Source organism: Pseudomonas sp. B6002 (assembly GCF_013385985.1).
Lineage (GTDB): Bacteria > Pseudomonadota > Gammaproteobacteria > Pseudomonadales > Pseudomonadaceae > Aquipseudomonas.
On the sequence record NZ_JACAOY010000006.1, the window covers coordinates 611316 to 632389 of the forward strand.

The 21074-nt window shown below is 63.1% G+C and carries 16 protein-coding genes; 1 reads left to right on the plus strand and 15 read right to left on the minus strand.

Translation table 11 applies throughout. From position 1 onward, the window contains the following. Positions 1 to 58: 58 nt before the first annotated feature. The gene (locus HX792_RS10035) at positions 59 to 487 is read left to right on the plus strand and encodes a molybdopterin-binding protein (RefSeq protein ID WP_155585186.1); all 429 of its coding nucleotides are present in this window, start codon (positions 59 to 61) and stop codon (positions 485 to 487) included. Between the two features lie 40 nt (positions 488 to 527). Here HX792_RS10035 and HX792_RS10040 read toward each other — a convergent pair whose 3' ends face one another. The 15 genes from HX792_RS10040 to HX792_RS10110 form a co-directional block, all read right to left on the minus strand. Beyond that, positions 528 to 1013 (minus strand): cytochrome P460 family protein, encoded by a 486-nt coding sequence (locus HX792_RS10040; protein ID WP_176995929.1) that lies wholly within the window; start codon positions 1011 to 1013, stop codon positions 528 to 530. Further along, on the minus strand, positions 1013 to 2041 hold the full coding sequence (locus HX792_RS10045; RefSeq protein ID WP_176995930.1) for an alpha/beta fold hydrolase: 1029 nt from the start codon (positions 2039 to 2041) through the stop codon (positions 1013 to 1015). The genes HX792_RS10040 and HX792_RS10045 overlap by 1 nt, the downstream gene beginning before the upstream one ends. A 132-nt stretch (positions 2042 to 2173) precedes the next feature. Further along, positions 2174 to 4726, minus strand: a complete 2553-nt coding sequence (locus tag HX792_RS10050; RefSeq protein WP_176995931.1) for an autotransporter outer membrane beta-barrel domain-containing protein — start codon at positions 4724 to 4726, stop codon at positions 2174 to 2176. Positions 4727 to 4973: 247 nt separating this feature from the next. Next, entirely contained in the window at positions 4974 to 5735 is a 762-nt protein-coding gene (locus HX792_RS10055) for a PIG-L deacetylase family protein (RefSeq protein ID WP_176995932.1), read from the minus strand. A gap of 176 nt (positions 5736 to 5911) precedes the next feature. After that, positions 5912 to 6571 (minus strand): glycosyltransferase family 2 protein, encoded by a 660-nt coding sequence (locus tag HX792_RS10060; protein WP_176995933.1) that lies wholly within the window; start codon positions 6569 to 6571, stop codon positions 5912 to 5914. After that, on the minus strand, positions 6568 to 7167 hold the full coding sequence (locus HX792_RS10065) for an SAM-dependent methyltransferase (protein WP_176995934.1): 600 nt from the start codon (positions 7165 to 7167) through the stop codon (positions 6568 to 6570). The genes HX792_RS10060 and HX792_RS10065 overlap by 4 nt, the downstream gene beginning before the upstream one ends. Continuing rightward, positions 7164 to 7922, minus strand: coding sequence for a PIG-L family deacetylase (locus tag HX792_RS10070; protein ID WP_176995935.1), 759 nt, complete (start codon positions 7920 to 7922; stop codon positions 7164 to 7166). Before HX792_RS10070 ends, HX792_RS10065 begins: the two co-directional genes overlap by 4 nt. After that, on the minus strand, positions 7919 to 8917 hold the full coding sequence (locus HX792_RS10075; RefSeq protein WP_176995936.1) for an acyl-CoA dehydrogenase family protein: 999 nt from the start codon (positions 8915 to 8917) through the stop codon (positions 7919 to 7921). The genes HX792_RS10070 and HX792_RS10075 overlap by 4 nt, the downstream gene beginning before the upstream one ends. Before the next feature lies 1 nt (position 8918). Continuing rightward, positions 8919 to 11078, minus strand: a complete 2160-nt coding sequence (glgX, locus tag HX792_RS10080) for a glycogen debranching protein GlgX (protein WP_176995937.1) — start codon at positions 11076 to 11078, stop codon at positions 8919 to 8921. Between the two features lie 169 nt (positions 11079 to 11247). Continuing rightward, positions 11248 to 11502, minus strand: a complete 255-nt coding sequence (locus tag HX792_RS10085) for a DUF2934 domain-containing protein (RefSeq protein WP_176995938.1) — start codon at positions 11500 to 11502, stop codon at positions 11248 to 11250. A 24-nt stretch (positions 11503 to 11526) separates the two neighbouring features. Further along, entirely contained in the window at positions 11527 to 14265 is a 2739-nt protein-coding gene (locus tag HX792_RS10090; protein ID WP_176995939.1) for a malto-oligosyltrehalose synthase, read from the minus strand. Beyond that, the gene (gene malQ, locus HX792_RS10095) at positions 14262 to 16346 is read right to left on the minus strand and encodes a 4-alpha-glucanotransferase (protein WP_176995940.1); all 2085 of its coding nucleotides are present in this window, start codon (positions 16344 to 16346) and stop codon (positions 14262 to 14264) included. Before malQ ends, HX792_RS10090 begins: the two co-directional genes overlap by 4 nt. Next, complete coding sequence (gene treZ / locus HX792_RS10100; protein WP_176995941.1) at positions 16343 to 18088, minus strand: malto-oligosyltrehalose trehalohydrolase; 1746 nt, start codon at positions 18086 to 18088, stop codon at positions 16343 to 16345. Before treZ ends, malQ begins: the two co-directional genes overlap by 4 nt. 19 nt (positions 18089 to 18107) lie before the next feature. Beyond that, positions 18108 to 19661 (minus strand): glycogen synthase GlgA, encoded by a 1554-nt coding sequence (glgA, locus tag HX792_RS10105; protein WP_176995942.1) that lies wholly within the window; start codon positions 19659 to 19661, stop codon positions 18108 to 18110. Between the two features lie 452 nt (positions 19662 to 20113). After that, entirely contained in the window at positions 20114 to 21067 is a 954-nt protein-coding gene (locus HX792_RS10110) for a D-2-hydroxyacid dehydrogenase family protein (RefSeq protein WP_176995943.1), read from the minus strand. Positions 21068 to 21074: the final 7 nt, after the last annotated feature.

Genomic DNA, 21074 nt, shown 5'->3' on the forward strand with positions numbered 1-21074 from the left:
CTACGTTTAATCATGCGCGGCATTTCCTAACCTATAAGTCAAGAAAAGGACGTTCCCCATGAAAGTCAGTGCACGCAACGTATTCAAAGGCCAGGTCAGCCAGGTTCAAGACGGCGCGGTCAACGCCGAAGTTGTCCTGACCCTGCCCGGTGGTGAGCAACTGGTGGCAGTCGTAACCATGGAAAGCGTGCGCAACCTGGGCATCGCCGTCGGCAAAGAAGCCGTGGCGCTGATCAAGGCGCCGTGGGTGATGCTGATGACCGAGTCCAGCGACATTCGGCTGTCGGCACGTAATTGCCTGGAAGGCAAAGTGCTGAGCGTCAACGATGGCGCGGTCAACGCTGAAGTGGTGATCGAGCTGGCCGGTGGATCCAAGGTGTATTCCATCGTCACCCGCGACGCGGTGGCCGAGCTGGGCTTGGCACCGGGCGTGAGTGCGACGGCCGTGATTAAAGCGTCGCACATCATCCTGGGCGTACCGGCCTGATGAAAAACGCGGCGGTCCGGTGACACCCGGACCTCCGCACTTAGGGCGCCAGTTTGGTGAACACGTAGTCCCGATCTTTCACCAAGGCCTGGTGGCAGGCAAAGCACGTCTCGTGCTGGGCCTGGTCCACCGGCTTGCCATTGATGAACCGCCCGAAGCCCCAGCCGCCGGTGGCGGCGTACTTCTTCGAATCCTTGACCATGAACTGCACCGTGGTGGCCGCGCCCGGAATGGAGGCTGTCTTGAAGTCCGGTGACTGTTCGTGTTTCCACGCCAACTTGGCCAGTACCGTGCCATCGGGGAAAGGCAACTTGCCTTCCCGGTAGGCCTTGAGCGCAGCACTGTTGCCCAGCACCACGCGCAGCTCGTTCAACGGGTCGGCTTCCTGGGCGGGCGCCACCAGTTCCCATTGGCGGTAGCCGTCGGGAATGGTCACGCCGTAGATCGGCGAGGCGTTGTCGTCGGCGAACACCCAATGGCTGGCCGAGCCGACCAGCGCGATGAAGGCCATGCACAGGCGCTTCATCACAGGTGATCCGCTTCGATCACCGCCTTGGCAAACGCCTCGGGCGCCTCCTGCGGCAGGTTATGACCGATGCCACCGCTGATCAGGCGGAACTGATATTTGCCGGTGAAACGCTTGGCGTAGTCCTCTGGTGCCGGATGGGGCGCGCCGTTGGCATCGCCTTCCAATGTGATGGTGGGTACACCAATGGACGGCGACTGCGCGAGTTTCTGCTCCAGCGCCTCGTATTGGCTTTCGCCCTGGACCAGGCCCAGGCGCCAGCGGTAGTTGAAGACGGTGATGGCCACGTGATCCGGATTTTGCAGGCCTTTGGCGCTGCGGTCGAAAGTGGCGTCGTCGAATTTCCACTGGGGTGAGGCGATCTGCCAGATCAGCTTGGCGAAGTCATGGGTGTTTTTCTGGTAGCCCGCTGCGCCGCGCTCGGTGGCGAAGTAGAACTGGTACCACCATTGCAATTCGGCTTTTGGCGGCAAGGGGTTCTTGCCGGCGGCCTGGTTGCCGATCAGGTAGCCGCTGACCGATACCAGTGCTTTGACCCGCTCCGGCCACAGTGCCGAAACGATATCCGCTGAGCGCGCGCCCCAGTCATAACCACCCAGCACGGCTTGCTTGATCTTCAACGCATCCATGAAATCGATCACGTCCTGCGCCAGCGCGGCGGGCTCGCCGTTGCGCAGGGTTTTATCAGACAGGAAGCGCGTGTCGCCATAACCCCGGGCATAAGGCACCAGCACGCGGTAACCCTTGGCGGCGAGCAGTGGGGCTACGTTGGCGTAGCTGTCGATGTCGTAGGGCCAGCCGTGCAACAGGATGACCACCGGGCCTGTGGCCGGGCCGACTTCGGCATAGGCCACATCCAACTGGCCGGCCTTGACGTGTTTAAGCGTGCTGAAGGCCGATTGGCTGACGGGCGCCGGAATGTTGATTTCGGGCATCTCGGCATGGGCTACGCCCAGGGCCCCGAACTGCAACAGCGCAAAGGCCAGAAAGAGTGGGCGTTTGGAGCGAGGGGTCAACTGAGTGTGCATGGCGAGCCTCCTGCGGCTTGATGTGTGCCTGGTGCTCAGTTGAACGCTGCGCTGTATCTGGCCTGTTTCAGAAAAGCCGCTGAATTAAAGGCGGTGTATCACAGCGGGCTCTGTACACACTGCGATACAAACCTAGAACGCCATTCTCAGTCCCACGGTACCTTCGCGCCCGTTGAGGGCGTTGCTGTCCAGGTTGCGGTTGTAGCCAACTTCACCATAGAGGCTGACGCCTTCGGCCACGTTCAGGGTGGCGCCGAGCTTGAGGTCCAGGGTGGTGGACTGCTGTTCGGTGTCGATGTCGGTGACGTCGTTGAACCGCACCGTATGGGTCCCGGCGCTGGCGTGCCAGACATTGACACGTGCGTAGGGCTGCACAGGCAAGCCGCTGACTTGGTAGTTGCCTCGCAGCCTGGCGCCCAAGCGGGTGACCAGGTTTGTGTCCGAGTGGAAGGTGACCTCGGAGAAACCGTCGTTCTGGTTATCCAGGCGCGTACGGTCAACGATGACTTGGGCCTGGGGCTCCAGCTCCCAGTGGCTGCTGACCGGGAATGGCCATCCCGCTTCGGCTGAAGCCAACAGGTTGCTCCCCCCGGTTTTCATCTTCACGCCCCGGTCGGACGTGTTGTTACCGTTGAAGCGGGTGCCCATCAACACCAGGTCCAAATAGGCGCGGTTGGCGCCGACCAACGTCCAGTACGCCCCCAGACTGTCGCCGCGCAAGGTGGCGTTGCCCGCGTCCTTATCCTGAAAGCCTCCGTTGAATCCTTTAACGTCGCCACTCAGGCGGCTGTGCCCGATAAACACACCCGCACGTTGGGTTTGGCCGGTGCTGGAGGTGGCGACGTACAGGTCACTGCCCACTTGGAAGCCGGTGATCGAACTGTCCAGCGTCGGGCTGACTGTGCCGGTAAAGCTCTGGCGAGTGCTGCGACCGTACATCCGGCCCCAGCTCGCCGGGGAAGCATCAGTGTGTTGTTGCTGGCTCTGTTCACCCATGCGCTCGTGATAAGTACCGAGCATGCCCTGCACGATTTGCTGGGTAGCAGGAAATAACGCCGCGTAGACGGAAACCTCGGGACGGTAGAGTGGGATAGGGGTTATGCCCGGGTTGGTCGGCAGGAGCGGAGTGCCCGGCGCGGGTAACGGCACGACAATCACGGGGTCGGCTGGTGTGACGGGGATGGTCGAGCGCAGGTAGTAGTTTTCTGCCGTGCCGGGCGTAACCCCGCCCTTGAACAGGTAATAGTCAAACGCGCCGGCCGACACCGGCGCGGCGAGTGAGAACGCCCCGGCGCTGCCCGTGGCGCCATTGATGGCCTGCACGACCTGGATGCCATCCTGCAAGGTCGTCGCACCTGTACCGCCCAAATTGGTGATGCGGATGCCGGTGTTGCCCTGGATCGTGCCCAGGCCGATCACCAGTTTGTCGCTGGCTGAGCCGTCGGTGCCCAACACGGTTTGCAGCGCAAGCGTGCCGCCCGTGCCGTTGTAGTTGCCATTGACGGTCAGTGTGTCGGCAGCCGTTGAGCTGCCAGTGGTCATGTCGATCATGCCGCCATTGTTCAACTGCGCCAGTTGCCCGCTGGTAAATGCGCTGATCGCACCGGTATCGACGAGCAGTTTGCTGCTGCCATTGAGGGTCATGGTGCCGGTTCCGGTATCGACATCGCCGAGAACAAATGCGCCGCCAAGTTTGAAGGTGGCGTTGTTGTCCAGCGTGACAAGTTCCCAATTGGTATAGCGCCCGGGCGTGTCAGCCTGGGTGTTGTCAAACGTCAGGGTATCGGCGCCTGTGCCGCCGTCGATCAGGGGCGTGGAAGACAACATGGATTGGTTGAGGTTTTGCAGCAGGGCGGTGTCGTTGTCCGGGCCCATCAGAATGAACCCATTGACGCTGCCGCCGCCGATCCAACTGAAGTGGTCGGTGCCCGTGCTGGCGAGTATTTGCCCGTTGATCGTGCCGCCCGTGAGGGTGATCAAGTCTGTACCGCCGCTGGTGCTGACGTTGCCACCGATGTAGCTGGTGCCCGAAATCAGAATCGTGTCGTTGCCAAAGCCGGTTACCAGGTTGCCGATGATGGTCCCGCCACTCATGTCGAACAGGTTGTTATCCAGTTTCATGTCCACCCGGCCGATGCTGCCGCCGGTCATCTTTGCGTCATCACCGTCCTCGAACGCCCCGGTAATGGTGCCGCCGCTCATGAAAAACTTGTCGTGCCCATCGCCCTGGGCCACCGATGCAACAGTGCCCCCGCTGATGGAGAAACTGTCGACGCCATCCCCTTGAATGATCGCACCAGCTTTGCCTCCACTGATCTGCGCCACGTCAGCGCCTGCACCCTGCGTCACCGTGCCCGTCACGGTACCCAGGTTCAACCGGAAAATATTGGCGCCATCGCCCATGTCCACCGAGCCATTGATCGTGGCCCCGGCTGCATCCAACTGGAACAGGTCGTTACCCGCGCCCAGCGTCACATTGCCATTGATTGCCGCATTGCCACTGGGGAACAGCACTTCATTGTCACCGGTAGGCGCGTTGATGCCAGGGTCGGTGCCGCTGGTACAAGTGAACACTTGGCCGGTGGGGCCCGGGGTGACGACGCAGGCGGCTTGGGAAAACACGGGGAATATGGCCAAAATTGTCAAAACGACCGGGATCAGGTCCTGTCTGGAGTGTGAGCTCATGATCGTGTCCTCATGGCGCAGGGTGGTTCCAGCAACCGCGTCAGCAGGTGCTGGCCAGACCATGACAACAAAAACGCGCGATACAGATCAGGGAGTGCGAGTTACCTGTTCGAAAACACCGGCCAATGCAAAGGGTTGGCATGGCTTTCTCGACTGCACCTCAAGAGGTGCAGCCGTTTTTTGGACGCTAGCTGCACTTTGCTTGCGGCGCTACTGTGAAAAGTAACAGGTATAGACGAGCATGCGCCTAGCCGAACACGATCTCATAAGGCTCGCGCATGCGCTCCAGCAGCACCTGCGCCAGCATCGGCGGCAGGCCGATTTGCGGGTCGCCCGCCAACTGGCTGGCATAGGCATGGGCCGCGTGCAGCTTGCGGGCGACGCTCCAGGTATCGAGTCGCACCTTGCGCGCGCGTTGCCAGGGAATCACCGAGCCTTCCCGTGCGGGCCAGTGCCAGGCCCAGATCGGCAGTTCATACAGGCGGGCGCCCATCAGGCTGCAGGCTTTGGCGCTCGCACGACCGACGGCGTCATGGTCGTCGTTGCCATCGTTGCGCCAGGTGCTGAACACCACGTCACCCGGCTGCAGGTAGCGCGCAATGAATTGGCTCATCGGTTGCTCGCGGGCCGCCAGGGCGTCGTCGCGGAATCCACCCCGTATCCACTTCAGGCTGTGCAGTGGCATGCCCAGGCGGCGCAATGCCTCGACACTTTCCTGGGGACGGACCACGCTCAGGCGACTGGCGGGCCATATCTGGGAACCCGGGTGGCTGGCGCTGCCGTCAGTGATGGAGATTAATAGCAGTGGGTGTTCAAGCGTGCTGAGCAATTGCAACAGCCCTCCACACGCCAGCACTTCGTCGCCTGGATGGGGCGCGATGACCACCACCCGTGCACCCGGGGGCACCAGCGAGGAGGGAGAAATGGCTGGGATTTGCGCCAGCTGCGGGGCGCTGTTCCAGACTTGCGCGGCGCCGCGACGGCCCTCGCTTGAGGAGGCAGGCTTCATCGGTGTTACATCCTTGTCGATTGATGCTGGGTCGTGCCCCGTTGACGGGACGACTCTCTTTATTCACCGCAGACTCCGCTGCAATGATCGCTTGGCATTCCAACCCTGGAGTGCCAGCAAGGCGGTTTGAGCATAGACAAGGATCGGGCGCTTTTACATCTGGAAACTTGGATTTTTTACGTAGCCTGCATCAGGCTGACCAAGTAGTCGCCAAACCCGCCCCTGGCTCGGCAATCCAGGCGCGCACTGGTGATCACCTGCGGCGTGTGGCTCCAGGCGATTGATGCACCGCTGCGTTCCAGGTCGCGCACCAGTTGCACATCCTCATGACACGCCAAGGGTTCGAACCCTCCCGCTTGTACATAGGCGCCGGCGCTCACACCCAGGTTGGCGCCGTGAATATGCCGGTGACCGTCACTCGCGGTGTAGGCCTGCTGATAACGGATCTGCGCGGCCTCGTCGAACCCTTCGCTCCACGCATCCACGGTCACGGTCCCGCACACTGCGTCGGTACCGAGCGCCAGCTGCGCCACCAGCCAATCGGGGGCCACGCGACTGTCGGCATCCGTGCAGGAGATCCAGCGTGCGCCCAGGTTCAACAAATGCCGCGCACCCACACCGCGTACATGTCCCACGTTGCGCGCCTGCACTTCGAGGCGACGCACCTGGAAGTCCAGGGCAATGGCCGCGCTGGCATCGCTGCAACTGTCGAGCACCACCAAAATCTCCACGGGTTCACCCAACAATCCGGGATGGCTCGCGGCAACCCGTGCAGCCTTCAAGCATTCGGCCAACAGCGCCTCTTCGTTATGCACGGGAATCAGAATGCCGATCATCGCAGGCCCTCATGGCGCGCTACCGAGGTGCCGTCACGGCTCCACAGGTCAAGCAAGAAGTCACTTTCGTGATGCTGTACGACACGGTGCATGCCGAGTCGTTGCTGGAGCAGGGCATGCACCTGTTCGGCGGTTTGTGGGCAGCCCTCGATCACCGGGCGCCAATGACAGGCGAGCAGTTGTCCATCGTCGGTCAAGGAGGCAAGAGCCTGGTCGATCAGGCGATTCAAGTCTTCGACGTCCAAGTAATAACCCAGCTCGCTCAACACGATCAGGTCGAACGGGCCAGCCGGCCATTGTTCGGGTAGCCGGCTTTGCTGTACATGGGCGTGGGGAAAGCCCAGCAAACGGGTCTTGGCCAGGGCGACGGCGGCGCTGGCGGTATCGCAGCACAACAGACGATCGCAACGCGCGGCCAACTCAGCGCTCAACTCGCCGTTGGCGCAGCCGGGCTCGAACACCGAGGCGTAACGCGGGCGTGTCAGCACCGCCAGGGTCAGGGCGCGCTTGCGTCGTTCGTACCAACGCTGGCGAAATGCCCAGGGATCATCGTTGCCGGCGAACAGTTGATCGAAATAGGGCGTTGCCACACTCATACAAACACCACTTCAAAAGGTTGCAACAAGCGCTCCACCACATAGGGCGCGAGTACCGGTGCCAGGCCGATCTGCGGGTCGCCTTCCAGTTGGCTGGCGAACGCGTGAATCGCATGGCGCTTGCGTGCAACGGCTTCGCAGGTCAGCGGGATTTTGCGCGCACGGTGCCAGGGCACTTGGCTGTCTTCAGGGGTAGCCCAATGCCAGGTCCAGACGGGCAACTCGTACAAGGTCGCACCGACCGCCGACGTGGCTTTGGCACTGGCCCGGCCGACCGCTTCATGGTCGCTGTGTCCGTCCTCGCGCCAAGTGCTGAACACCACGTCGCCGGGCTTGAGGTAGCGCTGGATAAACGCGGCCAGCTCTTCCTCGCGCACGGCGACCTTGCTGTCGGTAAAGCCCGCACGCAGCCATTTCAAGCTGTGCAGCGGCAAGCCCAGGCGGTGCAGGGCCTGAGCGGACTCCTGCGGGCGCACCACGCTCAACCGCTCCACCGGCCACCGTGTGGAGCCGGGGTGGCTGGCGCTGCCATCCGTCACGGAAATCAGTTGGATGGGCCGACCCAGTGCGGCCAGCCCCTGTAACAATCCACCGCAGCCGAGCACTTCATCGTCCGGGTGCGGGGCGATGATCACCGCGCGTCGGCCCTCGGGCACCAACTGCGCGACGCTGACCAGCGGCAGTTCGGCCAACTGGGTCGAGGCCTGCCAGTGATGCAACGGCGTGCCTTGCCCCACGATCGGATTGGGTTTCACAGTTGCCACCTCCCTGTGGAATCACCGGCGACCAGTTCGCCGAGGGCGGCGAGGTCGCGTTCGGCATGACTTTGGCGTACATACACCGGCAGGTCCGCCATCAACTGGGCGAAGTGCGGGTCCTTGCAATAAGGGCCAGCACCCACCGCACGCCCGACGTGGTGTATCACTTGTTCCACCGTGTCCTCGATGCACGCACGGGTTTGTTGCGCCAGTTGCCGCGCGTCGGCCTTGGGCTCGCGGTCAACCTGTTCGGCGCTGGCACGCAGCACACACGCAGCACCGTTCAACGCGCTGTCGACGGCGCCCAGGTGGGCGAGGGCGTGGGGTTCGGGACGTTTGCTGCACTGCATGCGCAAGGCTTCGCCCAGGCGTTGGGCCGCGCCGTACCAGCACGCGGCGATACCGATGCCACCCTGCCAGAACCCCGGACGTGCCAGGTAATCGCCCGGGCCGCCGATGGCAATGCCTCGGGCGCCAGCAAAGAGGATTTCGACACTGCCGGTGGCTGCCATGCCCACGGCGTCCCAGCCCTCGTCGGTAACGGTAATGCCGGGCTGGCGCATTTCCACCGCGACCAACTGCTGGCGGTCCTCGTCGTCCCAGGCGGTCAACAGCCCATGGCTGACCACCGCCGCGCCGGAACACCAAGCCTTACGTCCGTCGACGATCAAACGATGCCCGTCCTGCCGCACGCGCACCTTGGCCGTCGGTGGCTCGGCGGCCCACATGCCCCAGAGGCTGCCTTCGGGGGGCAGCGAGCCATGTAGTTCGGCAATGATCGCCAAGGCGTCGGTGTGCCCTTCGAACAACTTGCACAGACGCAGGTCGTGCCCGGCCACCTGGGCCAGGCGGCTGAACCGTTCCAATGTCTGGCCACTGCCGGGTAGCGGCAGTTGGTCCAGGCCTTCTTCCTGAAGCGCCCTCAGGGTGTTGCCCAAGGCTTGCGTGTCCGCATAGCCCCGGTAGCCCTGAAGGAATCCATGCAATGCCATGTCACACCTCATCCTCGTATTGCAGCTCAAACAGTAGCAATGAACGGCCGGTGACGGCGTACTCGTGGTCAAACTCGAAACGTTCCTGGCCACGCACCGACGTCTGGTTGGTATCGACCATGCACGTCCAGAACCCACCTTCGGGCACCGGTGGCAGGCGGAAATTGACCATGTCGTGGTGTGCGTTCACCACCAGCAGTAACGTGGCATCGGCGCCCGGACGGCGGATCCCGGTTTCCTGGGCGCGGCCATCCATCAACATGCCCAGGCAGCGGCCGTGGCTGTCCTGCCATTGCTCAGTGGTCATTTCATCGCCGCTGGGCGCCAGCCAGGTTACGTCCTTGACGCCGATGTCTTCGTTGTAGTCGCCGACCAGGAAGCGGCCGCGGCGCAGGATCGGGTAGGCCAGGCGCAACTTGATCAGGCGCTTGACGAACTTGAGCAGCGCCTTGCCGTCGTCATCCAGGTCCCAGTTGACCCAACCGATTTCGCTGTCCTGGCAATAGGCGTTGTTGTTGCCGTGCTGAGTGCGCGCGAACTCATCCCCGGCCACAATCATCGGCGTGCCCTGGGCCAGCAGCAACGTGGCGAAGAAGTTGCGCATCTGGCGCAGGCGCAGCGCGTTGATCTCGGGGTCGTCGGTCGGGCCTTCGACGCCGTGGTTCCAGGACAGGTTGTTATTGCTGCCGTCCTGGTTGTTCTCGTCGTTGGCTTCGTTGTGCTTGTCGTTGTACGACACCAGGTCGTGTAAAGTGAAACCGTCGTGGGCCGTGATGAAGTTCACCGAACTGTAAGGCCTGCGCCCCCGGTGGTTGAACATCTCGCCGGAGGCGGTCATACGCCCGGCAAAATCAGCCAGCTGGCCGTCGTCGCCCTTCCAGAAGGCGCGCACGGTGTCGCGGAAGCGGTCGTTCCATTCCACCCAGCCCGGCGGAAAGTTGCCCACCTGGTAGCCACCGGGGCCGCAGTCCCAGGGTTCGGCAATGAGCTTGAGCTGGCGCAACACTGGGTCCTGACGGCAGGCGACCAGGAAGCTGTGGCGCTCATCGAAACCCTCGCGGTAGCGTCCAAGGATGGTCGCCAGGTCGAAGCGGAAGCCGTCGACGTGCATCTCGTTGGCCCAATAGCGCAGCGAGTCGGTGACCATCTGCAGCACACACGGGTGGCTCAGGTCCAGGGTGTTGCCGGTGCCGGAATCGTTGATATAGAAGCGCTTGTCGTCAGGCATCAGCCGGTAGTACGAGGCGTTGTCGATACCGCGCATGGACAGGGTAGGGCCGCGCTCGTTGCCCTCGGCGGTGTGGTTGTAGACCACGTCGAGAATCACCTCCAGCTTCTGCTCATGCAGGTGCGCGACCATCTCCTTGAACTCGGCGATTTTGCCACTGGCCAGGTAGCGCGGGTCGGGGGCGAAGAACGCGATGCTGTTGTAACCCCAGTAGTTGGTCATGCCTTTTTGCAGCAGATGCTGGTCGTTGACGAACGCATGCACCGGCAGCAATTCAACGGACGACACGCCCAACTGGCGGATGTGCTTGAGCACGTCGTCTTCCATCAAGCCGGCGCAAGTGCCCCGCACCGATTCGCCCACCGAAGGGTGGCGCATGCTGATGCCGCGCAAATGGGTTTCGTAGATGATCGTGCGGTCCCATGGCACGCGCACCGGCTGGTCGTTGCCCCAGGTGTGCGCCGGGTCGATGACCTTGCACTTGGGCACGAAGGGCGCGCTGTCGCGTTCGTCAAAACTCAGGTCGTCGTCCGGATGGCCGATGGTGTAGCCAAACAGGGTTTCGGACCACTTGAGCGCGCCCACCAATTGCTTGGCATAGGGGTCGATCAGCAATTTATGGTGGTTGAAACGATGACCGTTGGCCGGGTCATAGGGGCCGTACACGCGGTAGCCGTAAATCAGCCCGGGGTGGGCGTCGGGCAGGTAGCCGTGGAAGGTCTCGTCGGTGTATTCGGGCAGTTCGATGCGCTCCAGTTCAACTTCGCCGGAATCATCGAACAGGCACAGCTCGACCTTGGTGGCGTTGGCCGAGAACAGGGCGAAGTTGACGCCCAGGCCGTCCCAGGTGGCGCCGAGGGGGAAGGGCAAACCTTCACGAATCCGCGACGGCTCGTGGTCAGGCGTCGGTTGGCTGTTATCGGGTTTGCTCATGGTTGAATTGCTCCTGCAAGGTGTGTTTTTTCAGGCCGAACGCTGCCGTGACGACCGTGCGCCAGACAACCCTGTTCAATACGATGAGGTCCTGTAGGAGCCGGCTTGCCGGCGATGGCGTTTCGGAGATCGCCATCGCCGGCAAGCCGGCTCCTACAAGGGGGCGTGATTAGCCAGCGGGCTTTGGCGGCGCCTTGGGCTTTTTCGGCGCGGCCGGTTTGGCAGCCGCAGGCTTGGCTTTAGGCGGCGGCTTGGGGGCTGTCTTGGGTTTAGCCGCAGGTTTGGGTTTGCTCGGCGTCAGCGCTTCGGCTTCTGCCAGTTTGCGCGCCATCTCCCAGTGACGTGCGTCCTCCCCATGAGGTTTGCCCTCGGACTCCCAGATCTGATGCGCCAACTCGCGTATGCGTTTGTCTTCAGTACTCATCACAATGCTCCTCACAGAAAATGTTCAGCTTTCTTGATCATCAGGATTGATAAAGACATTGACCGGGAAATCCCCCAGGGCAGTGCTGATCAGCAGCTCCTTGTCTGGTGTGACTGCGCCAGTATGAAAAAGTCCCTTCCAGTTTTGTGTGGCAGTGGCGAACGGTAATTTCACCCGTGTATCGCCCCAAACCTGCGCATTGATGTGGGGCCGCACACCGTTTTCAAGCAAGCGATGGGGCCAGCGCGGCACCACCACCAACAGGTGTTTGCCTTGATGCTCACGGCAAAACGCGACGACGTGATCGGCGTGTTTGCCCACCACCTCCAGTGGCAAATAACGCCCGCTGCGAAACAGTTCAGGGTGGGCCTTGCGCACGGCCAGTCCCCCGGCGATCAACGCCTGTTTGATACGCCCGTCCTGCCAGTTCGACAACTGTTCGCCGATGTCCGGTGGGCTGTCCAGCGCACGTTGCCGTGCGTCGAAATCCACCGGGCGACGGTTGTCGGGGTCGACCAGGCTGAAGTCCCAGAACTCGGCGCCCTGGTACAGGTCCGGCACCCCTGGCACCGTGAGACGAAGCAAGGTTTGCGCCAGCCCGTTGAGCGCACCGGCCGGGGCGATGGCGTGGGCAGCAGCGGCGATGGCGGCGCGCAGGGCCTGGCCTTCGTCATCCAGCAGCAGGCGCGACAGAAACGTCTCGACGCCTCTTTCGTAGGCCTCGTTGGGGGCGCTCCAACTGCTCTGCAACTTGGCTTCGCGCAGGGCTTTCTGTTGCCACTGCCACAGGCGCTGATGGTAAGCCTTGAGGTCTGGGTTCGATGCCAGAGGCCAACTGCCCAGCAGCACTTGATAGAGGATCAGCTCGTCACCCGCCGAAGGGCTGTCGGCAGATTCGCGCAACGGCGCTGCCAGGGTGCGCCACTGTTCCACCTGCTTGACGTACCACGGCGCGCATTCGCTGATCACGGCCAGGCGCGCTCGGCTGTCTTCGCCCCGTTTGTGGTCATGGGTGGCAGTGGCCAGCAGGTTGTCGGGAAAGGTCTGCAGGCGTTGTGCGTTAACGGCGTGGAAGTCGGCCAGCGGTGCGCTGAACTGTTCGGTGCTGAAGCCTACGTCATTGCGCGACAGCAGTACGGCTGAGCGATAGAACGCGGTGTCTTCCACCGCCTTGGCGGCAGCGGGCGAGGTCAGTTGCTGGAAGCGCACGCAGGCGTGTTTGAGGATCTTGCGTTCACGGCCTACCGGACGGTTGCGCCAGGGCTGGCCGCCGAGCGATTGCTCCAGGTGGTCAAGCACCGGCCAGTCGCCTTCGCTCAGCGTGCTGCGCGCGCCTTCCAGGGCGTGCTGGAATACCTTGTCGTCATCGGCGCTGCGCCCCCGGGCACTGATGTACGTGCGGTAGACGGGGAAGTGCACGATCAGCTCCTGCAACGCACGGCGGATCGCGCCCAGGGTCAGGTCGCGCGTCATGACATCGTCACGGGCCACTTGCAGCAGGGCCTGGGCCACGCTTTCAAAGTCGCCGCCGAGGGAGCCGTTGAGGATTTGCTGACGGGCCAACCGCGCTTCTTCGATAAAGGCCGAGGGGCGTTCGCTGTGGCGTGTCCATAACTCGGCCAGCGGCTCAAAGCCTTGCGGGTCGTGTTGCAGCAATGACAGCTGGTTCATGAATTCGTAGCCGGTGGTGCCGTCCACCTGCCAATCGGTGCGCAGGGTTTCGCCTTCACCGAGGATTTTTTCCACGAAGATCGGCAGGTGCCGTTCGGGTGAAAGCGTGTCGACGCGACGGCGCAATTTGCGGCAGTAACCCCGTGGGTCGGCGAGGCCGTCGATATGGTCGATGCGCAGGCCGTCCACCAGGCCTTCGCTGATCAGTTCGAAGATCTTGCCGTGGGTGGCTTCGAACACCGCGCTGCGCTCGACCCGCAGGCCGCCCAGCTCATTGACGTCGAAGAAGCGCCGCCAGTTGATGTCGTCCGCGGCGGTGCGCCAGCTGGCGAGGCGATAGGTCTGTTGTTCGAGCAAGGCGTGCAGGCGGTCGAAGTCGAAGGTGCCCAGTTGCTGCTCGATGGCGTGCAGCACGTCGTCCTCAGTCGCGCGCTCGGCCAGTGCCTGCTTGAGCCACGCCGCCTCGTGGTAGGCATCGTCCTGATAGGCGAGGGCGGCGAAGCGTTCGGCCAGGGGGTTGAGCAACGGGTCGCTGCCCAGAATCATCGCGTAATCCCGAGGGCAGATGGGAAAGCGATGTTCGTAGTGTGCTGCGTAGAAACTGCCGTGGGCGGCGTCGAACGCCAGGGTCAAGGTGCCGGTTTGCAGGGCTTCGCCGTAGTCGCTGCCCAGAAACGGCATCAGTAGCTGACCCTTGAGCAGCGGGTCGGGCGAGTGCCACTGGATATCGAAGAACTCGCAATAGGGGCTCAGGCGCCCCCATTCCAGCAGGTCGAGCCACCACGGGTTGTCGGCGCCGCCCACGGCCATGTGGTTGGACACGATGTCGAGGATCAACCCCATCTCGTGCTCACGCAGCGCCGCGACCAGGCGGCGCAAGGCCGGTTCGCCGCCCAGCTCCGGGTTGACGGTGGTGGGGTCGACCACGTCGTAGCCGTGCATGGAGCCGGCACGGGCACTGAGCAACGGCGAGGCGTACAGGTGGCTGATGCCGAGTCTGGCGAAGTACGGCACCAGCGGCACCGCGTCGTCCAGGGTAAAGCCTTTATGAAATTGCAGGCGTTGGGTGGCGCGCAGCGGCAGGGCCTTCATCGGTCACGCTCGTGGGCCTGGTTACGCGCCACCGCCAGCAGTTCCAGGCGGCGGGCGGCGCTGTCATTGTCGAGCAAGCTGGCGGCTTCACCCGGCAGGCGGCGGCGCCAGTTGGGGTGGGTGTCGAGGGTGCCGGGCAGGTTGGCCTGCTCCTCGATGCCGAGCGCGTCTTCCAACGGCAGCAATACCAACGGCGCACGGGTGTGGCCCAGGTAGCGCACGCTGGCATCGATCATGTGGTCGGTGTCATTGCGGATTTCATCGACGAAGTTCTGCGGGTCCTGGCTCAAGGCCTGGCGCAGCGCCTGGCGTTCGCGCAGGCGGTGTTCGCTCCATTGCTCCACCGTGGGCGCGTCGATCAAACCGAGCTGGATGTTCCATTCGATGTCGCGGCTGTGCCACCAACCATTGAGGGTGGGCAAGTCGTGGGTGCTGGTGGTGGCCAGAGCGTCGTCCGGCCAGTCGAGGATCGGCTTGAACTGGCCGTCATGGTTCTGTTCGAACAGCAGCACGCGCATGCCGAGAATCGAGCGGCCGCTGAGTTTTTCGCGCAGGCCATCGGGCACGGTGCCCAGGTCTTCGCCGAGGACGATGGCCTGGTGGCGGTGGGACTCCAGGGCCAGCAGGCGCAGCAGGTCATCCACCGGGTAATACAGGTACGCGCCTTCCCGGGGCGAGGCGCCCATGGGAATCACCCAGAGGCGTTGCAGGCCCATCACATGGTCGATGCGCAGGCCGCCCGCGTGGGCGAAGTTGGCCCGCAGCATTTCGATAAAGGCACGGAAACCGTTGCGTTTGAGGCCCTCCGGGGAAAACGCGGAGATGCCCCAGCCTTGGCCGGATCGGTTGAGAATGTCCGGCGGCGCGCCGACGGTCAGGTCGGCCAGCAGCTCATCCTGGCGGCTCCAGGCTTGGCTGCCACCGCCGTCGGCGCCCACGGCCAGGTCGGCGATCAGGCCCACGCCCATGCCGCTGCCGCGGGCGGCTTGTTGCGCACGTTCCAGGCTGCGGGCGATCAACCATTGGCTGAAGGCGAAATAGCCGATTTCATCATGGTGGTCTTCGGCGAATTGAGCCAGCGCCGCGCTCTGCGGGTTACGCCAAGCGTCTGGCCAGTGGCGCCAGTCCAGGTCTTCACCGGCGGCCGCACGCTGGGCTTGCACAGCTTCGAAGCGGCAGTGATTTTCCAGGGCCTCGCCACCGGCTTGGCGAAAGCTCAGGAAGTCGGCATGCTGCGGATGCTCGCCGTGGCGGAAGTCTTCATACAACGTGCGCAGCAAGCGTTGCTTGGCCTTCGCGGCGGCAGGCCAGTCGATCAGGGTGTGCTGTTCCAGGGTGTGCAGCTCATCGGCGAGGCCGGCGGCCTCGATGGCGTTGCGCACCTCGCGCTCGCCCAGGATGCAGCCCGGTGACGCGTAAAGACTGTTGAGAAACAGGCGGCTGGACGGTGAGTACGGGCTGTAGCGGTTCGGGTCGGCGCTGAACATCGCGTGCATCGGGCTGATCGCCAGCGCATCGGCACCGCGCTCGGCGGCCGAGCGCGCCAGGTGCTCCAGGGCCAGGGTATCGCCGAAGCCGCCATCGCCGAGGCGGCGCAATGCATACAATTGGGCGCTCAGGCCCCAGGCCCGGGCGGGGCGGCTGTCTACCGCTTCGGCCACGCTGTAGCAATGGACGGGGGCCACGGCCAGGGTGAAGACCTGATCGCTGATGTGCACTTGGTGGTACCCGAGCGCAATGACGCCTGGTAGAACGGCGTTGCCATCCAGGCGCAGTTCAAGGGTTTCGCCATCTTCGAGATTGACCCGGCACAGGGTGTCGGGTTCGAAGTAGCGCGCCAGGTCCAGCCCTTCGCCACTGTCGATGGTCATCAAGGGCGGCAGGTGTTTGTTCTGTTGCACCTGTTCCAGTTCGAGCAGGCTGGCGTCGATCTCGGCATCGGTATCGGCCGGGTGGCCGAGGCCTTTGAGGACCGCACGCAGGGCGTCGGGCTTCACGTGTTGCGGGCGGCCGTTTGCGTCGATCCAATCGACGGCCAGGCCCGCGCGGCTGGCGAGAATTTCCAGGTTCGCTTCGCTCAAGGGTGCTCTCCAACAGGGAATAGGGCTACGCGCGCACTGAACGGCGCCAGCAGGGCCGGGTCATGGGGGCGCGTTTCGAATAGCAGGTGGGACGGCGCAGGGTGAGTCACGGGCGCTGCGCTCAGATTGAGGTCGATCTGCAACAGGCTGCCGTTGCCCAGGCGCCAGCGCGCAGTGACGGCGCCATCGGCCAGCACCTGTGCGCCCAATGCAACGCTGCCGGGCAAATGCGGCACGAGGTGCTGGTGGCGCAGGTGCAGCAGGTGGCGATAGAGCGCCGTGTGGTCGTTGTCGGTGAAGCTGGGGGCGGAGTGCTCAAAGGTCGACGCGGCGTTTGGATCGGGAATGCGTTCGCGCCGTTCGGGGTCGTGGAAGGCGGCGAAGTCGGCGAATTCATTACGCCGGCCTTCGCGCACGGCCTCGGCCAGTTCGCCATGGTGATCGGTGAAAAACAGGAACGGCTCGGTGGCGTTGGTTTCATCGCCCATGAACATCATCGGGATCATCGGCGACAGCAGCAGTAACGCAGTGGCGGCCTTCAGTGCCTCGGGCGAACAGAGTTGGTGCAGCCGTTCGCCGAGGGCGCGATTGCCGATCTGGTCATGGTTCTGCAAAAACAGCACGAAGGCGCTGGGCGGCAGGTGCCCGCTGGGTTCGCCACGTGGATGGCCGTGGCGGGTCGCTTGACCCTGGTAGATAAAACCTTCGCCCAGGCAGCGTGCGAGCTTGGCGGTGGTGTCCGCGGCAAAGTCGCTGTAATAGGCGTCGGTTTCGCCGGTCAGCAGCACGTGCAAGGCATTGTGGCCGTCGTCATTCCACTGGGCATCGAACTCGTGTTCCAGCAGGCTCGCTTGGTTGAATTCGTTTTCCAGCACCAGCCACACATGGCGGCCGATATCGGCTTGCTGGCGCACCCGTTGCGCCAGCTCCTTGAGAAACCCCGGGTTGTCGATGGCATGCACCGCATCCAGGCGCAGGCCGTCGAAGCGGTACTCGAGCAGCCACATCAACGCGTTATCGAGGAAGAAGTCGCGCACTTCGCGGCGGTCAAAATCAATGCCCGCGCCCCAGGGGGTGTGCACGTCTTCCTGGAAGAAACCCTTGGCGTACTGGCCGAGGTAATTGCCGTCCGGGCCGAAGTGGTTGTAGACCACGTCGAGGATCACCGCCAGGCCGTGTTCGTGGGCGCTGTCGATCAGGTGCTTGAGTTGTTCGGGGGTGCCGTAGGCGGCGTGGGGCGCGTAGGGCAGTACCCCGTCGTAGCCCCAGTTGCGTTCGCCGGGAAACTGCGCCAGCGGCATCAACTCGATGGCGGTGACGCCCAGCTCGGCCAGGCGCGGCAGGTGTTTTTCCACGCCGGCATAGCCGCCCAGCGCGCCAACGTGTAGTTCGTAAATGACCGCCTCGTGCCACGGGCGGCCTTGCCATTGGCTATGTCGCCATGGATAGGCGAGCGGGTCGACGACTTGGCTCCAACCATGGACGTCCGTGGCCTGGGCCCTGGACGCCGGATCGGGTACATCGGTTTCGCCGTCGATGTTGTAGCGGTAGCGCGTGCCCGCCGCGCAACGTATTTCCGTTTCGAACCAGCCCTCTGCCTGGGGCAGCATGGCGACGGACTTGCCGTCTTCCAATTCAACGCTGACGTAAAATGCGTCTGGCGCCCACAAGGCAAAACGCGTGTGTTGCGCGTCCAGCATGATTGCGCCGTGGGGCCAGGTTTCCAGAGTCCGTGACGGCATCTATGAAGCCCTCCCTTGATTATTTAGCCGATTTCCCCAAGGCCTTGGCCACCAGTTGTTCGTACAGTTCGGCGTAGGGTTCGACCGCCTGGCACCAGTTGAAGGGTTGGGTCATGGCGCGGCAACGCATGGCGTTGAGCAGCCCGGTATTGGCAAATACATTGAAGGCACGGCTCAGCGCTTCTTCGTAGCTCTCTACCGTGGATTCATTGAACAGGAACCCGGTGACGCCATTCTCGATGGTGTCGGCCAGCCCCCCGGTATTGCGGGCTACCGGCAGTGAGCCGAAGCGCTGTGCATACATCTGGCTCAGGCCGCAGGGCTCATAGCGCGAAGGCATCAGCAGGAAGTCGCTGCCGGCGAACATGCGGCGGGCGTCGGTTTCGTTGAAGCCGATGCGCACGCCCACCTGGCCAGGAAAACGCAGGGCCAGTTCACGCATGGCTTGTTCTTCTTCCGGTTCGCCACGGCCGATAATCGCGATCTGGCCGCCATGTTCGACGATAAAGCTGGCAACGGCTTCGGTGAGGTCCAGGCCTTTCTGGTACACCAGGCGCGAGACCACGGCGAACAGTGGGCCGGTGGAGTCGTCCAGCTCGAACAACTCGCGCACGTGGGCGGCGTTGACGGCCTTGCCTTCCCAATCACCGATATTGAAGTTGTGGGTCAGGTGCGTGTCGGTCGAGGTTTCCCAGCTTTCATCGATGCCGTTGGGGATACCACTGAGCAAACCTTGTTGAGTCTTGCTGGCGAGGAAACCATCGAGGCCGCAACCGAATTCCGGGGTGGTGATTTCCTGGGCGTAGGTGGCGCTCACCGTGGTGATGTGGCTGGAGTACGCCATGCCGGCCTTGAGGAACGACATCTTGCCGTAGAACTCCATGCCTTCTTGTTGCAGGGCATGGGGTGGAATGCCCAGCTCCGGCGTCGAGGCCAGGCTGACCACGCCTTGGTAGGCCAGGTTATGAATGGTGAACAAGGTCGGGGTGCGTGACCCACGCCAGTGCATGTAGGCCGGGGCGAGGCCCGCTGGCCAGTCATGGGCGTGCACCAGGTCGGGGCACCAATGAATCTGTGCCAGGTTGGCGGCCATGTCAGCGGCGGCCAGGCCCAGGCGGGCGAAGCGGATGTGGTTGTCCGGCCAGTCGCGGCCGTTGTTGGCGCCGTAGGGGGTGCCTTCGCGCTCATAGAGTTCGGGGCAGATCAGCACGTAGATGACCAGGCCGTCCTTGAGGTCCATGCGCCCGATCTTGCACGGCGGCAGCGCGGCATGGCCGCCCAGTTCGCCGACGATGTGGATCGGGTTGTCGCTTTCCATCACCTGCGGGTAACCCGGGATCAGCACCCGCACATCGTGCAGGTGGGCCATGGCGCGGGGCAGGGCGGCGGACACGTCACCCAGGCCACCGGTCTTCACCAGGTCGGCAAACTCGGAGGTTACAAACAGGACTTTCTTGCGATTAGGGTTCTGACTCACGATCGGCCGCACAGTGGTGGGCAGGTCGGCCAGCGAAGGCCCCCCTACCGGCTGACTGACACGCTCTCCCTGAATATCTACAGCGGCACTGATCATAGTTCTCTCCTACATGTCTGTCGGCTAATGGCCCGCTGCCATTAGCTCCGATGACCGCATCCTGCGGTCAGGCGCACAAGCACTGTACAAACTGGCAAGGCGTATGCCAGTTGCACACTCAGCTGAAAAAGATTGGATGGACGGGCATTTGCGACAGAGCGCGTGTGCTCGCCTTACCTTAAAACTGGACCTACGGCAGGTTTGGAAAGTTTCGATTTTTTGCGGGGTTTTTGTTTTCGAACGGACCCATCGGTCATCAGTCTAGGACAGATCCTAGAGCGTGTAGGGTTTGTGAGAAGATTTTGTAGGACAAAAAACTTGTAACCATATGCAGCTTTTGAAACATGATCCTTGTAGTGAGCGGGCTTGCCCCGCGCGGCGGTGTGTCAACCAAGCTTGAGGTGGCTGGTATGCCGCCGCGCGGGGCAAGCCCGCTCACTACAGGTACTTTTTCAGCCGAGGGGGCGGATGGGCGCGCCGTTGGCCCAGGCCTGGATGTCTTCGATCATCTGTTGGTAGAACTGGCGGTAGTTTTGCTCGCTTACGTAGCCGACGTGGGGAGTGGCCAGCACGTTCGGCAGGCGGCGGAACGGGTGATCCACCGGCAGTGGCTCCTCGGCGTACACATCCAGTGCAGCGCCGGCGAGCCCGCCACTTTCCAGTGCCTGCACCAGCGCCTGCTCATCCACAATGGGGCCGCGAGCGGTGTTCACCAGGCGCGCGGTGGGTTTCATCCAGCTCAACGCTTGGGCATCTACCAGCCCGCGGCTGCGCTCGCTGAGCACCAGGTGCACGGTGAGGATGTCGGCCTGTTCGAACAGTTCTCTCTTGCTGACCCAGGTCACGCCCGATTCGGCGGCGCGCTCGGGCGTGAGGTTTTCGCTCCAGGCAATCACGCGCATGCCGAACACCTGGGCAAACTGCGCGACTTTCTGGCCGATGCTGCCCAACCCCAGGATGCCCAGGGTCTTGCCATACAGGTCGCCGCCCAGGCCAACCTGCCAGTGGCCGGCACGCAGGGAGTTGGCTTCGGCCAGCAGGTTGCGGGTGGACGCCATGATCAGTGCCCAGGTCAATTCTGGTGCGGCCTGTTTATAGCTGTCGGTGCCACACACCTGGATCCCCAGGGCCTTGGCGGCGGCGATGTCGATGGCCGCGTTGCGCATGCCACCGGTCACCAGCAGCTTCAACTTCGGCAGGCCCTGCAACAGCGCCTTGTCGAAGGTGGAGCGCTCGCGCATCACGCAAATCACCTCGAACCCCTGCAAACGGTCGATCATCGTGGCGGTATCGGCGGGGTAGTCGTGCAGGAAATGCACCTGGCCGACGGTATCAAGCACCGACCAATCCACCACGCCACTGGCCACATTCTGCCAATCATCAATGACTGCGATCTGTACCGACATTCACGAG